A 14,358-nucleotide genomic window follows, 5' to 3' on the forward strand; every position below is an offset into this window, starting at 1 on the left:
GCAAAGCCTCTTGATCATCATGGTCTGAGCGCGACCGGCGTCAGACGGAACGGCAGGTCTGCCGTGGAATCGGCAGGACGGAAAATGGCCGACAGTTGCCCTTGCACATACCATCCCGACCCCAGCGCAGTCCCGACGCCGGTGGGTTGATTGATGCCCGTCGCCAATGTGGTGATTTCGGCCCGATCACCGACAACTGTAAAACGCGAGATCGTGCCTTTGCCTTCGGCCAGCAGGAAATCCGCACCGCCCAGCGGGCGCATGCCATCGGGGCTGGCCAGCGGACGCGAGAGTGCCAGCGGGGTGACTTTGCCCGCCTTGCCATCCGGTCCGATCGTGACGCGATAGAGCGCACCCGAACGGACATTGTTGACATAGAGCGCGCCATCGGCCCCCACCGCGATGCCATCCAGCCCGCCGACTTTGCCCGGCGGGTTGAACGTGGTGTCTTCCAGCCAGACCTCCAGCGCGGTTGCCCCCGGTCGCCAGCGCAAAATGCGCGGCTGGCCGGTGTCTGTGACATAGAGCGATCCGTCACGACCCACCGCCATATCGTTGCACACCGGCTTTTCGCCCGGCAGCCGCAGACTGACGCGACCATTGCCCGTGGCCAGATCAAAACCCTTGAGCCAATGGCCGGGGTCGGCGCCGGCCACGCTCAACGTGCTGCCCGGAAAGTCGTTGGTACATGTCCACACGATATGATGGCGCAAGTCGGCCAGCACGCCAAACAAGGCGCCGCTGCCATAGGCGCCAGGCGCGATCCAGCGCGTGACGGTGCGGGTCCGTAGATCGACTTTCAGCACCCCGCCAAACATCGAGCCGACATAGGCCATGCCATCGGGCGTGATCGAAACGCTTTCCGGGTGAAGGTGATCGCCGGGCAGGCTGATGGCCTCTGGCGCGGGGGCCGCGCCTGACAGTGCGACCAGCGAGAGCATGGCAAGGCAAAAGCGGTTCATCAGCTGTGCACCCCAGCCATAACACGGTCGGCACAGAGTTGCCGACGACCCGGTGAGGGCCTGTTCCGCCAAAGTTTGTCCGAGATATCTGGACAGTCGTCAAGAGTTGTCGCAGCCCTTTGTAAGCCCTCCGCGCATGCGATCGGCGATCCCGTCAGGACCGTGATTGCGGGTGGTTCCCGGCCGACGAGGCCAAAAAGGGTTGATCGCAATCGGCCGTGGCACTCGACAAGGCCCGCCATCTGACGCAGTTTTTTGTGCATTGCGCGCATCATGCTGCCGCGATCGGCGCAAGCCAGAGGAGTGTCAGCGATGGCGGGTTCCGACGTGTCAGGCGATGCTACAGTCTCGCTCGATGCGGGATTGGCGCACGCCACTGCGATGCTGCGGCACGATCCGCGTCGCGCGCTGGCGCTAGCGCGCGACATTCGGCGTGCAGCACCCGGCCATCCCCGGGCGATGCTGATCGAAGGACAGGCCTTGCAGATGATCGGCGATCTGCCGTCTGCGCGCACCGTGCTGTCCCAACTGGCCCGCCAGCAGCCCCGTTCGGCAATGGTTGCGTTCGAACTGGCGCTGACCCATGGCGGACTGGGCGAACACGATCTCGCCGTGGATGCGCTGGAACACGCGGTTTCACTCAAGGCGGATTTCCTGCCGGCATGGCAGGCGCTGTCGGCCGCGCTCCGCGCCGCCGGGCGTGAACCGGATGCACGACGCGCGGACTTGAGCGGGGTGGCGGCAGCGGGCCGCGATCCCGTGCTGGTCAAGGCCGCGATGGCGATGCACGACGGGGATCTTGCCCAGGCCGAAGCCATGCTCGAAGAACGGGTCCGGCTGTTGCCCGGCGATGCGGCGGCGTGGCGGTTGCGCGGTGAAGTGGCATGGCGGCAAGGCGATCGGGACCAGGCGATCGCCTTGCTTGCGCGCACGCTGGCCATCGCGCCGGGGTTCAGTGCGGCGCGCGAGTTGCTGGTGCGGCTTTTGCAGATGGGGCCGGAAGCGACCGAGGCACTGGCGCACGCCACCGAACTGCTGGATCAGGAACCGGACAATGTCGGCCACGCGCTGCTCAAGGCGTCGCTGCTGGTGCGGCTGGGCGAACAGGAGGACGCGGCCCGGATCTATCGCGATCTGATTGCGCGCGGGGCAGGCAGCCCGCGCATCTGGCTCAACCTGGGCCATGTCGACAAGACACTCGGCAATCAGGCGGACGCGATCGCGGCCTATCGCAGCGCGCTGGCAGACGATCCCGCGCTGGGCGAGGCGTGGTGGAGCCTGGCCAATCTCAAGACCGTGCATCTGGATGCGGCCGATATCGCCGCGATGGAAAGGGTGCAGCACGACCAAGAGGACGACGAACAGGCCAGCCAACTGCATTTTGCGCTCGGCAAGGCCTATGAAGATGCCGGCGATCCCGCGACCGGCTTTGCCCACTATGCACACGGCAACGCCTTGCGCCGCAAGGGGCTGGATTACGACGAAGCGCGGATCATCGGCGGGGCGCAGGAGCATGCGCAACTGTTCACCGCGCCGTTCCTTGCCAGTCGCGCCGGGCAGGGCTGTGCGGCCAACGATCCGATCTTTGTTGTCGGCCTGCCGCGTGCCGGATCGACACTGGTCGAACAGATCCTGTCGAGCCATTCGCAGATCGAGGGTACCCTGGAATTGCCCGACCTGATGATCATCGGGGACCGGTTGCATGCGCGCGTGGCAGAGGGCGAATTTGCCAGCTTTGCGGATGCGGTGCGCAGTCTGGCGCCGTCCGATCTGGTCCGGCTGGGCGAGGAATATCTTGATCGAACGCGCCCCCATCGCAAACTGGGGCGTGCGCGGTTTATCGACAAGATGCCCAACAACTGGATGTATACCGGTCTGATCCGGCTGATCCTGCCCAATGCCGCGATCATCGATGCGCGCCGCCATCCGATGGGCTGCTGCTTTTCGGGGTGGAAGCAGTATTTTGCGCGCGGCCAGTTGTTTACGTATGATCTGGCGGAAATCGGCCGGTATTATCGGGCCTATGTTGCGCAGATGGCGGCGTTCGATCGCGCAATGCCGGGCGCGGTGCATCGTGTGATCTACGAAGCGATGGTGGCCGATACTGAAGGCGAAGTGCGCCGTCTGCTCGATCACGTCGGCGTGCCGTTCGAAGAGGATTGCCTGGCATTTTATCGCAACCGCCGCGCAGTGCGCACAGCGAGTTCCGAACAAGTTCGCCAGCCGATCTTTACCGATGGGGTCGATCACTGGCGCCAGTTCGAACAATTCCTCGAACCATTGCGTGTTGCGCTCGGCCCGGTCGAGGCGGCCTATCCCGACGTACCGGCCGATCTGGCCTGACCGGCGCGGACCCCATTGCCCAAGCGATGGGCCGGAACATCGCACCAAGAGACACCTTGCGATTTTCCAAAGCGGCCAGGCCCTGATTTCGCCTTTGTCAAACAAAGCGAAGAAAAGGGTGTTGACTCGTTGCCGCGTCGCAGCATTATCAACCTTGGACGGTCGTCATGTTTCTTCGTTGCCGGGGATCGTCCGGGGAAATTCTAAAACAATCTAATTGAGCGCTGGCACGCTCGACGGCGGTTCACGTGAAGTGATTCCGGCGAGAAGCATCATTTGCTCTCGATTTTGCCAGCGCCCCCAATAGCGGTCTCCACTCATGCTGCATTGCAGCATGGGGGTCAATGGCGCGCGCGTATTCGCGATACATTCTGATCGATTTGAACAAGGGGCACACGAGACATGAAACGACCAAAGCATCGCAGATTGAAACTGTCGACTGCGTTGAGTGCGACGACGATCCTGGCCGGTATTGCATGTCCGATGCTGGCAATGGCGCAGGATGCTGTCTCGACAACCGCGCCGGCACCGCCGCCGACGGGCGATGGCGGTACTGGCCTGGACACGATCGTGGTGACGGCAACCCGCGAAAAGACCAGCGTCCAGAAAGTGCCGATTTCGATGCAGGCTTTTTCCGCGACCGCGCTTGAAGATCGGCAAGTGCAAGGTCTGTCGGACCTTGCCACCTTGTTGCCATCGGTTTCGTTTGCAGGGATCGGCCCGGGTCGCAACACGCCCTATTTTCGCGGTATCGTGCCGGCGGGCGGCAACTATGCCTCGGTCGGCTATTACCTCGACGATATTCCGATCACCGGCACCGGCGTACCGGAGATCCACACGTATGATATCGAGCGGATCGAGGCGTTGTCCGGTCCGCAAGGGACACTTTACGGCGCAGGCTCGCTGGCTGGCACGATCCGTTTCATCACCGACAAGCCCAAGATTGGCAAATGGGAATACGGTATGGAAGTGGAGGCCAACAAGTATGGCGGCCATGGCGCGGGGGGCAATTTCGAAGGCTATATCAATGTCCCGGTCAGCGAAAATGTCGCCATACGGGTGATGGCTTATTATCGCCATGACGGTGGGTACATCAACAACACGCCCAACAACGGGCAATTTGCCGATTTCGGCGGTTCGCCATCAGTCCTGAATCTGGGCGACAACAATCCGGCCACAAGTTACACCCTGAACAATTCGAATATCGCCAAGAACAATTACAATCCGATCTATGAATATGGCGGTCGTTTTCAGATGTTGTGGGAACCCGGGCCGGGCTGGGAAGTCATGCCTGAAATCACTGCCCAGCGGCAGACGGCATATGGCTATTTCGGTTATGATCCCAATGTCGGCCAGCTCGACGTGCATGACTATTCACCCACGCGGAACGATGATCGCTGGTTTCAGGCCGAATTGTCGATCCATGGCCATATCGGCGACTGGGACGTGTTTTCGGCGACCGGCTATTTCAAACGCCAGATCTATCTGAATAACGACTATACCTATTATTCGGTAACCTATGACAAGGAAGGCACGACCAGCCTCAGCAATGAAAATTACAATGAAAATTATTTGCAATTTTTCAGCAAGAACGGCTGCACGGGTTCGGGCGCAACACTCAAGTGCACGCAATTGATCAATCCGACCCAGGCCTATTTCGCCAACAACAGCCAGGAAAAGTTTACCCAGGAAGTTCGCATCAAGACCCCGGCGCATTGGCCGTTCGATGTCACGCTGGGAGCATTCTACCAGAACCAGTTCGACGAAAATAACAGCAATTATTACATTTCGGGCCTCGGCAATATCGAAGGCTATACGGAATCCGGTGGCGGCCTGAACCCGGCGGGATTCGGCATTCCGGTACAGGACGGCGGCACGATGGTGCTGGGATCGCCTGCGGTCAAAGGCGATACGTTCTATCTTGTCGAAAACAACCAGTATTACCACGATGAAGCCATCTTCGGCGAAGGGCACTATGCCATCACCCCGAATTTGAAGTTCACCGGCGGTCTCCGCTATTTCTGGACCGCCTATGATACGCTCGGGCTGGCAGGCGTGATGGGGTCGGCGCAGAGCACGTCTTCATCGCTGTTTGTGCCGACCGGTACGTATGGCTGCCCGACACCGTTGCCGACCAACACGCGGTTGACCTGCCTGAACAGCAATCCCGCCGCAGCCGATGAAGTAGGGCGGTACCGGGAAAGCGGCGAAACACACAAGGCCGCGCTCGACTGGCAGTTCGAATCCGACAAGATGGTCTATTTCAACTATTCGACCGGATTCCGCCCGGGCGGGTTCAACCGTCCCTTGCGCATTCGCGGCTATGGCCTGGCCACGGTCGAGCCGTTCAAGTCGGAAAAGTTGAGCAACTTTGAACTGGGTATCAAGACCACCTGGAACAACATCTTCCGACTTAACGTTTCTGCCTATTACGAGACCTGGAACAATATCCAGTACAGCGTAGTCGTGGCCGGAACCCAGGGTGCCGGCATTACCGGCAATGCCGGGACCGCGCACGTCAAGGGGGTGGAATATGATGCCAACCTCAAACTCGGCAAATTCACCATTTCGACCAACGGCGCCTACAACGACGCACGGCTGGCGTCGGATTTCTGCAATTTCGTTTTCAATCAGTCCAACGGTTCGATTGGCCAGTTGTCGTCATGTTCCGCCGGCACGTATAACAGTGGAACCCCGACGGTGGCAGCGACCGGCGGCACTCGCCTGCCGCGCCAGCCGATGTTCAAAGGCACGACGTCGGTACGCTATGACACCGAAGTCGGGGACTACAAGGCGTACATCCAGGGCGCCATGCTGTATCAGACCGGTGCAACGCAGAACCTGAACACCTATCTCGATTCGCTGTTGGGCGACACGCCGGGCTTTGCCAGCGTCGACTTCTCTGTCGGTGCAAACAAGGGGCCCTATCATGTCGAACTGTTCATCCAGAACGCGTTCAACGAATTGGGGCAGCTTACCAAGAACACGTTCTGTTCGATCCAGGAATGCAGCAATTCTGCGCGCACGTTCACGATCAAACCGCAGTTCTTTGGCATCAAATTTGCCTACAACTACAAATAGTCCTTTTTTCCAGTTCCCTGCCTGCCCCCCGTGTCCACCGCACGGGGGGTCTTTTGTGGGGTTCAGGTCAGTCGCCCGGTGGCGAACAGTCCGCTGACTTGCGCCGTGGCAAAGCTGACGCCATGCAGATTGCGCCGGGCGGACACACCGGGGATCGGGCGCGGATAGCCGGTGGCGTAATGCACGCCATCGGCCAAATGCACCGTGCCGCGCGGCAGGTCCCAGTCCAGGCCGACCGCGACTACACCAGGGCATTGTCCCGGCCAGCACGGCGCGCCATCGGGCCCCGTGGCCGGCGCAACGATGTGTGCCACCCCGGCGGCGGCGACCGCGCGCGCGAACATGTCGGCATGGGCGGCATTTGTCGTGCCGAGGCTGCAATTGATCACCTGCGCGCCGGAACGGGCGGCCCACACGATGGCGGTGGTCAGCGCCAGCGCGCTGGCGCGCAGGCCATCGCGAAACACGCGGATCGGAACAATGTCGGCGTCGGGAGCCAGTTCCTGGATTGCGGCGGTAACCGCGGTGCCGTGTCCCAGCCGGTCCAGCGTTGCCTCATCGCCCGCAACCACGCTGCCATCGGCGGCGATCATCACCCCGGGCAACAGGCGCGCGGTCACGACATGCGGATGCCCGGGGAACACGCCGCTGTCGATCACCGCAATGCGCACGCGATCAGCCACGGGTGACGACCGTGGCCTGCCCGCCGTCGAGCGTGATCACCATGTCGGCCAGCGCGGCCAGCGCGGGCTTGTGCGTGATGATCACGATCGTGGCATCGGGCAAAACGCTGCGCAGCCCCTGCGCGACGTGGCGTTCGGTTTCGGCATCGAGCGCCGCGCTCGGTTCGTCGAGCACCAGCACCGCCGGGCGCCGCAACATCGCGCGGGCCAGCGCGATACGCTGTCGCTCGCCCGCCGACAGCGCCAGGCCGCGTTCGCCCACCGGCGTGTCGAGCCCTTGGGGCAGGCGCGCCAGCAGGTCGCCGAGCCCGGCGGCCCTGGCTGCGGCGTCGATGGCGGTGCGTTCGGCGTCGGCCACGGCAAAGGCGATGTTTTCGGCCATCGTCGCGTTGAACAGGAACGGCGTCTGATCGATCAGCACCACCGCCCGGCGCAGATCGGCCAGCGCCAGATCGCGCGCATCGATCCCGCCGATCAGCACCTGGCCCGCATCGGGATCGCGAAACCGTACGATCAGATCGGCCAGGGTCGATTTTCCCGCACCGCTGACCCCCAGGATCGCCGCCATCGCGCCAGCCGGGATGTGGCAATCGACCCCGGTCAGCACGGCATCCCGGTCATGCCGGAAATGCACGCCTGCAAAGGCGATCGACAGCGGCCCCTGCGGTGCTGGCCGCGGATGGTCCGGCTCTGCCACATCGGGTGGCGTGTCAAACAGTTCGAAGATGCGCCCCAGCGCGACGCGCGTGGAGGCGAGGCCCGACGACAGCCCCAGCAGCGATTGCACCGGCGTGAACAGGCGCCCCTGATAGGCCATGAACGCCACCAGCGTGCCGATCGTCATCGTGCCCGACAGGATGCGCCACCCGCCATAGAGCGTGACCGCGGCACTCGAACAGGCCAGCACCGCCCCCGGCACGGCACCGGCCAGAAACGACGCCATCTGCATCTGCAACATCGTCGCAACGAAGGCCCGGTTGCGTGTGGCAAACCGCGCCGCTTCGTGCGCTTCGCCGCCCAGCGCGGTCACCACGCGCATGCCCATCACCGTATCGACCAGAAAACTGCCAAGATCCGCACCGCGTTCGCGCATCGTCCTGGTGATCGTCACCAGCCGCCGTTGCAGCAGGACGAACAACCCCGTCGCGACCGGCACCAGCAGCGTGCCGAGCACAAACAGCCGCCAGTCGAGCCAGACCATCATCGCCAGCGAACCGATCAGGAACAGCACATTGCCCAGCACCGCCAGCAAAGTGTCGCCCGCCGCGCGCTGGACATCGCTGACATCGCTGTTGATCCGGCTCATCAGATCGCCCAGCCGGAACCGCGCATAAAAGCGCGGGCTCAGTTTTTGCAGATGGGCCAGCAGCGCCACGCGGATATCGAATAGCATCGCCGCCGACAGCGCCACATAGCGGTACGAGGCCATGATATTGAGCACTGCGCCCACCACCGTCACCAGCACGGTCAACCCGGCGATGCGTACCAGCAACGCGAAATTGTGGTGCATCAACGCGCCGTCGATCAACAGTTTCGACAACCACGGTTGCACCATCCCGACGGCGGTGGCGGTTAAACTGATCATCAGCACGCCGACAAACCGCAGGCGATAGGGCATCAGCCATGGAATCAGACGGCGGTATGTGCCCCAGTTTGCGACAGGCGATTGGAGGGGCGGGTTCAGGCAGCAACCTCGCGCGCGACCAGGCGGTCGCCCATCAGCACGAACTGCGCCTCGCCCGCCTGCGCCAATTGCCGGGTGCACCAGGCGTGACCTTCGGCCAGCGCGCCTGCCTCGGCGCGCCACCACGCGCTGTTGCCCCCGCGCGCATAGAACGGCCAGGATACGGTCAGGTGGCGGCGCATCGTGGCGATCATCATGGCGCGATAATGCGCAAGCACTGCCGCATCGTCCAGCCCCGCGTCGTGCCCCGAAATTGCCGCAGCCGCCGCAGCGGCCAGAATGCCGCCGCGCACCGCCGTCGCGGTGCCATCGCCGCAAATCGGATCGAGCGCCAGCGCCGCGCTGCCCAGCACGAGCGATCCAGGCCCGGCGGGATTGTCGAGCAGTTTCGGCGCGGTCTCGAAGCAGGACGAGACCGCGCCGATTGCAGCGACTGCCGGTGCCACCAACCGGCTGTCGCGCAAGGCCAATTCTGCGTCGTTGCCAACCACCAGCAACCAGCCGGTGGTTTCGCCCGTCGGTATCAGGAACAGCCAGCCCTGCGCCAGCGCCTCTACCAGGGCAGCCGCGCGATTGGCCCGGGGCGTCAATTCCACCGGCAGCGCCATGGCCTCGCGTGCGCCAAAATGAATCACGCGGGCATCGGCAGGCGGCGTGGTGGTCAGCGCAAGGGCAGGGGAGGTGTGGTCTGCGTCCTCATGGCTATCCGGCCAGGGCAGTGCCTGCGCCAGCCGGTTCCCGGCGATCACCCACCCGCGATGCGCAAACACGCGGGGCGTGTCAGTGCCCCACAACACCACCCGCCGTTCGATCGGGTGTGCGCCGTCCGGCAAGGCAAACCCTGTAAAGACATCGCCCAACAGGGCCAGCGCCGCCTCTCCCAGCAGCACCACCGGTGCTTGTCGCGCCGCCGGTGCGGCCCCGACCGCCACCGGAATACCGCGCGCGGCCAGGCATTGCGCGGCACTGGCGGCGGCAATCCCCTGGCCAGACACACGCAGCACCATCGTCACTGCAACGCGATCATCCCGGCCATGGTGGCGTCCGCCGCCATATCCCAGGTCTTTTCCCATTTCAGGCTGGCCGCATCATAGACCTCGATGTCGTAGCTGGCGCCATAGATATAAAGCTTTGCCCCGTCCTGCGACATGCCGAGCGTAAAGCGCGATCGGCAATGAAATTCCTGTTTGTCCGTCAGTTTCAGGTCGGTCAGATCGAATTTCCAGAACTCGCAGCGCTTGTTGCCGGTCATCCCGGTGGTCGCGACGGTATAGGCGGTCTTGCCGTCAGGGGTGACTTCAAGGCCCGAGATCTGGTTGGTGATCGGCCCGATCGGGGTGAAGGCAAACTTGCGCGCGGTCAGGTCGAACCGGCCGATGCCAAAGATCTTGTTGTGCACATAAGGATCGTCGGCGGTAAACATCGACACCAGTTGGTTGGGCGTGGTCAATTGCAACCCTTCGATCCCGCCGCCGAATGCCACGTTTTCATAGCCGGTGGCATCGGCCTTTTCGACATCGATGCGATCGACCACTTTCAGGCTGGCGGCGTCGACCAGCAGAACCTTGTTCTTGAACAGATAGAGCGTCTTGCCATCGGGCGAAATCATCATCGGCGCGCGATATCCGCCGGCCAGGGCATCATCCTGCGGTTCCAGATCGGCGGTCCGCACGATTTTCTTCGCCACCAGGTCGATCACCGCAAATTGTTGTTTCGACACCACATAGCGATCGACCTGTTTGTCGATGCGCATCAGCACGGTGTAGAAATAGCGTCCGGTCGGATCGGGCACACCGCCATTGAAACGATACTTTTCGGTCGGCGTGTTGAGGGCGAATTGCGTCAGGATCTTGTGGGTTGCGGCATCGAGCACGATCACCCCGCTGGTGGTGATGGTCGTGGCATAGATCTTTGACCGATCGGCGCTCAGCCGCAACGACACCGGCAATCCGGTTTCCAGCGCGATCTTGTCCTTTACCGCACCGGTCTGGTCATCGATGGTGAACAGTTTGTCGGGATACGTGCCCAACATCAACGACCCGGCGTGGGCGGGCACAGCCGCCGCCAGTGCGATCAGCGTACAAATCAGTTTACGCGGCAACATGGGCATATCCCCCCGATAATCGATGTGGCGGCAACAAGTCAGGGAAACACGATGTCCAGATTGCGCCAATCCTTGGTCGCGGCGGCGCAATTGCTGGCCCAGTCGGGCGAATAGTTGACATGATCTGCCACCTGTACCGGCCAGAAACACGTGACATAGCAATCGTACAGATCGCGCTCGACCGGTTGACACAGCCCGGCGGTGCCGCCCGTGGCATCGACTTCCCAACCCGGCGAAAACGACAGCGAACAGCCCAGCGGCACGTGTGGTCGCGGCGCCTGCTGCAACGCCACGACATCCTCTTCCTGCGCGGCCAGATCGGCCGAAATGCGCCGGGCCTTGGCGTTCAATGGGGTGAGGTGCTTCATGACAAGCCCTTTCGGTCGGCAAAACGTTCGAGGAACTGCGGGTTGCGCACTGCCAGCGTGCCATAAATGGCCAGCACGCGATCGGTCCATTCGCGGATCCAGTCGCAATAGTGCAAGTTGGCGTGGCCGGTGTCGCCATAGCGCACAAACGCTTCGTGATGGCAGCCCCCGGCGCACAGCGGCCGCGCCCAGCACGACGTGCATTCGTACTTTGCCCCGACGTGCCCGCGCGCCAGGAAATCGGCGCGCCTGTCCTGATCGACGCCGCTGCCGACGTGGCCCAGCACATGCTCGTCGGCATCGGTAAAGCGGTGGCACGGCGACAGATCGCCCGATGGGCTGACCCCGAGCAGGCCGAGCCCCGCGCCGCACGGATGCGATTTGTTGGTGCCGACGACCAGCTCGCTCAAGGTTTCCGACACATTCGAAAACCCGTGCATCTGCCCGCGCAACGCATGGTCCAGCCATTCGTCGGCCAGCGCATGAAATCCGTTCAGCACGCCGCGCATGCCATCGCCGTTCAGCCCGAAATCGTGCCCGTCTTCGGTGGTGGTAACCGGCGCAAAACCGATTTCGTGAAAGCCGATGTCGTGCTTGAGATGGTGATAGATCGCCACCACATCAGTCACCCCGGCGCTCAATGTCACACGCGCGGTGATCGCGCGCGTCTTGTGCCGCGCGATCAGGGCCTTCAGCCGGGGCAGAATGACCGCGTAGCTGCCTTTGCCGCTTTTGTAGACACGGCGGGCATCCTGCATTTCCTCGGGGCCATCGATCGACACCGTCACGCCCACCGCATGGCCGGCCAGAAAATCGATGATCGGATCGGTCAGCAGCGTTGCATTGGTGGTCAGGCTGTAGGTCACGCGCCGCCCGCTCTCGGCCGCTTTGGCATCGGCATACGCGACCACATCGCGCAGCAATTTGAAATTCATCAGCGTTTCGCCGCCAAAGAACGTCACATGCACCGCATCGCGGCCTTTGGCGCTGTCGAGCAGGAAATCGACTGCCGCGCGCGCCGTTTCGGGCGTCATGTATTTGGGCTTGCCGGTTTGCGTCGAAATCTTGTCGGCACCGAATTCATAGCAATATGTGCATGCCAGATTGCACTGGTTGGTGACGTTGAGCACCAGCGCCTGCAACGGAAAATCGGCGGGTGGGCTGTCGACCAGCGCGACCGGCGACACGACATGATCGGCCTCGATCAAGCCGACCAGGCGCAATTCGCGCAGCAGTCCCTCGGCATCGGCCTGGCTCATCCCGTCGTCGGTCAACGCTGCGGCCAGATCGCCATGGGCCACCGGTGCATCGCGCAACCGGCCCAGCACATCGGCAGTGGCCGCATCGAGGGCGAAAATTGCCCCGGCGCGCGGCAGATAGACGAAGTCCGCCTCTGCCGCGAGGAACCGGTGCATTTCTCCCGCGCGGTAGCGGTGTTCGAGCAAAGTGGTCACTGCGTCACCTCCGGCTGGTCCCAGCGTTTGAAGGAAGGCACCGCCACCACCAGATAGGCTTTGGCGCTCAACGGATCGCCGTGGCTGTCCCTGGCCGTTTTGGCCGTCGCCACTACCCACACCGTGCCCAGGTTGTCGCGGTCGCCAGACCGTTGCGGATTGGGACCGTCGAGGTTGGGCGTAAAGAACCCCGCCTTGCTGATCCCGCCGACATATTTGATGTCGTCGTCATACCAGGTGGACCGGAACGGCTCGATGCTGAAATCGGCATCGACCAGCCCCACTTTGACATCGTCGGCGGTGTGCGGTTTGCCATCGGGGCCGGCATCATAGCCCCAGGCTTCGAACTGGCCATAACCTGCCGGATGTGCCGCTCCGCCCAGCCGGGCAATCGCCGTTTCGGGGGTGACCTTGATATAGGAAAGCGTGTGCCACACCGGCAGCGCGGCGGGCAGCACGGCCGAGCCGACCGTCACATCGTGCAACCCGGACGCGACATCGGCGGCGGCGTCGACATCCACCACCAGCTCGCCCGGTGTCGCCGAGGCGATCCTGGTGACAGTCAGGCCCTTGCCCAGATCGATGTCCCGGGTGGTCAGACCGGCGGGAAAGGCATCGCCCAGAATGCGCAACGCCTGCCCCTTTGCCCCGGCCCTGATCCCGCCGGGCGAAATCGCCCCGATTACGGGCGCCCCGTCGGCGCGGGCAAGCGTCACGTCATACCCGAATTCCTGATATTCGCCCCAGAACCAGCGGCCCACGGCACTTTTGCGGTCGGATGAAAACTGCATCACTTCGCGCACCGGCTGATCGAGTGAATCCGGCGCGAGCTTGCCGGTGGCGCCCGTCTGCGCGCGGCCGCGCCAGGTATACCCGCCATAAACGACCCCGCCGCCGCTGGTGGAAAGCGAGGGCCCGCCGTTCAGCGATTGCAGCGTGGTGTGGGTGACAAATGCTTCGCCAGACGCGCCGGGGGTGACTTCGAGCGTGCCGAAATAGACCCCCTTGCCAGGCAAATGCGCGCTCACCAGCCACTTGCCGGCCAGATGCGGGCTCTGTTCGCGCTGGCTCCAGGCGTCCCATTCGGGCGAATGCAGCGGCGCCACCTTGCGCAGGTAGGCCAATGCGACTTGTCCCGACGTCAACGGAATGGCGCCGGGTTTGTGCACCACCGGTGTGGTCTGGCCAAACACCTCGCCCGGTTCATCCACCGCCGGGCGGCGATATTGCGAATCCGCCTGCGAATAGAGCGCAATGTGGAAATCCTGCAGCAATTTCCATTCGTGCGACGACCGTCGCCACGACAGCGGCTGGGCAAAGGCATGGCACGCGGCGCACGACGTCCGCACGGATTCGCTGGGAATATTCGTTTCGTCGATCACCCGGTGTTCGACCAGATAGGACACCGGCCGCGCCTCGTCGGGGGCCAGGCCATGGCTGTCGGCCAGATAATGGACAATATGGCGCGCTTCATCGGGGGTCAGTGCCGCACCGTTCAGCCGCACCATGCGCTTGATCGCCTGGTCCCAGCCTTCGGGCGTGGTGCGCACCCATGAAATGCGCGACAGATTGCCTTTGGCATCGGCGGTGTGGCACGCGCCGCACTTTTCGCGGGTCAGCGCGTCGGTCACCGGGATGCCGGGCTCGGTCTCGCTGTCTGTCTGCGCGCCTCCCGGTGC

The 14,358-nt window shown here is 63.1% G+C and carries 10 protein-coding genes; 2 read left to right on the forward strand and 8 right to left on the reverse strand.

From position 1 onward, the window contains the following. Positions 1-17 precede the first annotated feature (17 nt). Positions 18-962, reverse strand: a complete 945-nt coding sequence (locus AQZ49_RS09725; protein ID WP_156428232.1) for an SMP-30/gluconolactonase/LRE family protein — start codon at positions 960-962, stop codon at positions 18-20. A 312-nt stretch (positions 963-1,274) separates the two neighbouring features. On the opposite strand from AQZ49_RS09725, the gene AQZ49_RS09730 reads away from it, so the two are divergent. Both AQZ49_RS09730 and AQZ49_RS09735 read left to right on the forward strand, forming a co-directional pair. After that, positions 1,275-3,305 (forward strand): tetratricopeptide repeat-containing sulfotransferase family protein, encoded by a 2,031-nt coding sequence (locus AQZ49_RS09730; protein WP_067615096.1) that lies wholly within the window; start codon positions 1,275-1,277, stop codon positions 3,303-3,305. 402 nt (positions 3,306-3,707) lie between these two features. After that, positions 3,708-6,386 (forward strand): TonB-dependent receptor, encoded by a 2,679-nt coding sequence (locus AQZ49_RS09735; RefSeq protein ID WP_067615097.1) that lies wholly within the window; start codon positions 3,708-3,710, stop codon positions 6,384-6,386. Positions 6,387-6,448: 62 nt separating this feature from the next. Here the strand turns inward: AQZ49_RS09735 and AQZ49_RS09740 are convergent, their stop codons facing one another. The 7 genes from AQZ49_RS09740 to peaA form a co-directional block, all read right to left on the reverse strand. Continuing rightward, positions 6,449-7,069 carry a S8 family serine peptidase gene (locus AQZ49_RS09740; protein WP_067615098.1) on the reverse strand — a complete coding sequence of 207 codons (621 nt, stop codon included), beginning with the start codon at positions 7,067-7,069 and terminating at the stop codon, positions 6,449-6,451. Then, on the reverse strand, positions 7,062-8,687 hold the full coding sequence (locus AQZ49_RS09745) for an ABC transporter ATP-binding protein (RefSeq protein WP_197410993.1): 1,626 nt from the start codon (positions 8,685-8,687) through the stop codon (positions 7,062-7,064). Before AQZ49_RS09745 ends, AQZ49_RS09740 begins: the two co-directional genes overlap by 8 nt. 62 nt (positions 8,688-8,749) lie before the next feature. Beyond that, complete coding sequence (locus tag AQZ49_RS09750; RefSeq protein ID WP_231739190.1) at positions 8,750-9,760, reverse strand: hypothetical protein; 1,011 nt, start codon at positions 9,758-9,760, stop codon at positions 8,750-8,752. 2 nt (positions 9,761-9,762) lie between these two features. After that, on the reverse strand, positions 9,763-10,857 hold the full coding sequence (locus tag AQZ49_RS09755; RefSeq protein WP_231739161.1) for a YncE family protein: 1,095 nt from the start codon (positions 10,855-10,857) through the stop codon (positions 9,763-9,765). A gap of 38 nt (positions 10,858-10,895) precedes the next feature. Further along, on the reverse strand, positions 10,896-11,225 hold the full coding sequence (gene qhpC, locus AQZ49_RS09760; RefSeq protein WP_067615100.1) for a quinohemoprotein amine dehydrogenase subunit gamma: 330 nt from the start codon (positions 11,223-11,225) through the stop codon (positions 10,896-10,898). Further along, positions 11,222-12,679, reverse strand: coding sequence for a quinohemoprotein amine dehydrogenase maturation protein (gene peaB, locus AQZ49_RS09765; RefSeq protein WP_067615101.1), 1,458 nt, complete (start codon positions 12,677-12,679; stop codon positions 11,222-11,224). The genes qhpC and peaB overlap by 4 nt, the downstream gene beginning before the upstream one ends. Further along, complete coding sequence (gene peaA / locus AQZ49_RS09770; protein WP_231739162.1) at positions 12,676-14,310, reverse strand: quinohemoprotein amine dehydrogenase subunit alpha; 1,635 nt, start codon at positions 14,308-14,310, stop codon at positions 12,676-12,678. The genes peaB and peaA overlap by 4 nt, the downstream gene beginning before the upstream one ends. Positions 14,311-14,358 lie beyond the last annotated feature (48 nt).

Origin of the sequence: Novosphingobium sp. FSW06-99 (genome assembly GCF_001519065.1) — a bacterium.
Lineage (GTDB): Bacteria > Pseudomonadota > Alphaproteobacteria > Sphingomonadales > Sphingomonadaceae > Novosphingobium.

Coding starts and splice junctions, on each gene's coding strand:
- AQZ49_RS09725 (WP_156428232.1), bottom strand. CDS start 962: ATGAACCGCTTTTGCCTTGCCATGCTCTCGCTGGTCGCACTGTCAGGC.
- AQZ49_RS09730 (WP_067615096.1), top strand. CDS start 1,275: ATGGCGGGTTCCGACGTGTCAGGCGATGCTACAGTCTCGCTCGATGCG.
- AQZ49_RS09735 (WP_067615097.1), top strand. CDS start 3,708: ATGAAACGACCAAAGCATCGCAGATTGAAACTGTCGACTGCGTTGAGT.
- AQZ49_RS09745 (WP_197410993.1), bottom strand. CDS start 8,687: ATGCCCTATCGCCTGCGGTTTGTCGGCGTGCTGATGATCAGTTTAACC.
- AQZ49_RS09750 (WP_231739190.1), bottom strand. CDS start 9,760: ATGGTGCTGCGTGTGTCTGGCCAGGGGATTGCCGCCGCCAGTGCCGCG.
- AQZ49_RS09755 (WP_231739161.1), bottom strand. CDS start 10,857: ATGTTGCCGCGTAAACTGATTTGTACGCTGATCGCACTGGCGGCGGCT.
- qhpC (WP_067615100.1), bottom strand. CDS start 11,225: ATGAAGCACCTCACCCCATTGAACGCCAAGGCCCGGCGCATTTCGGCC.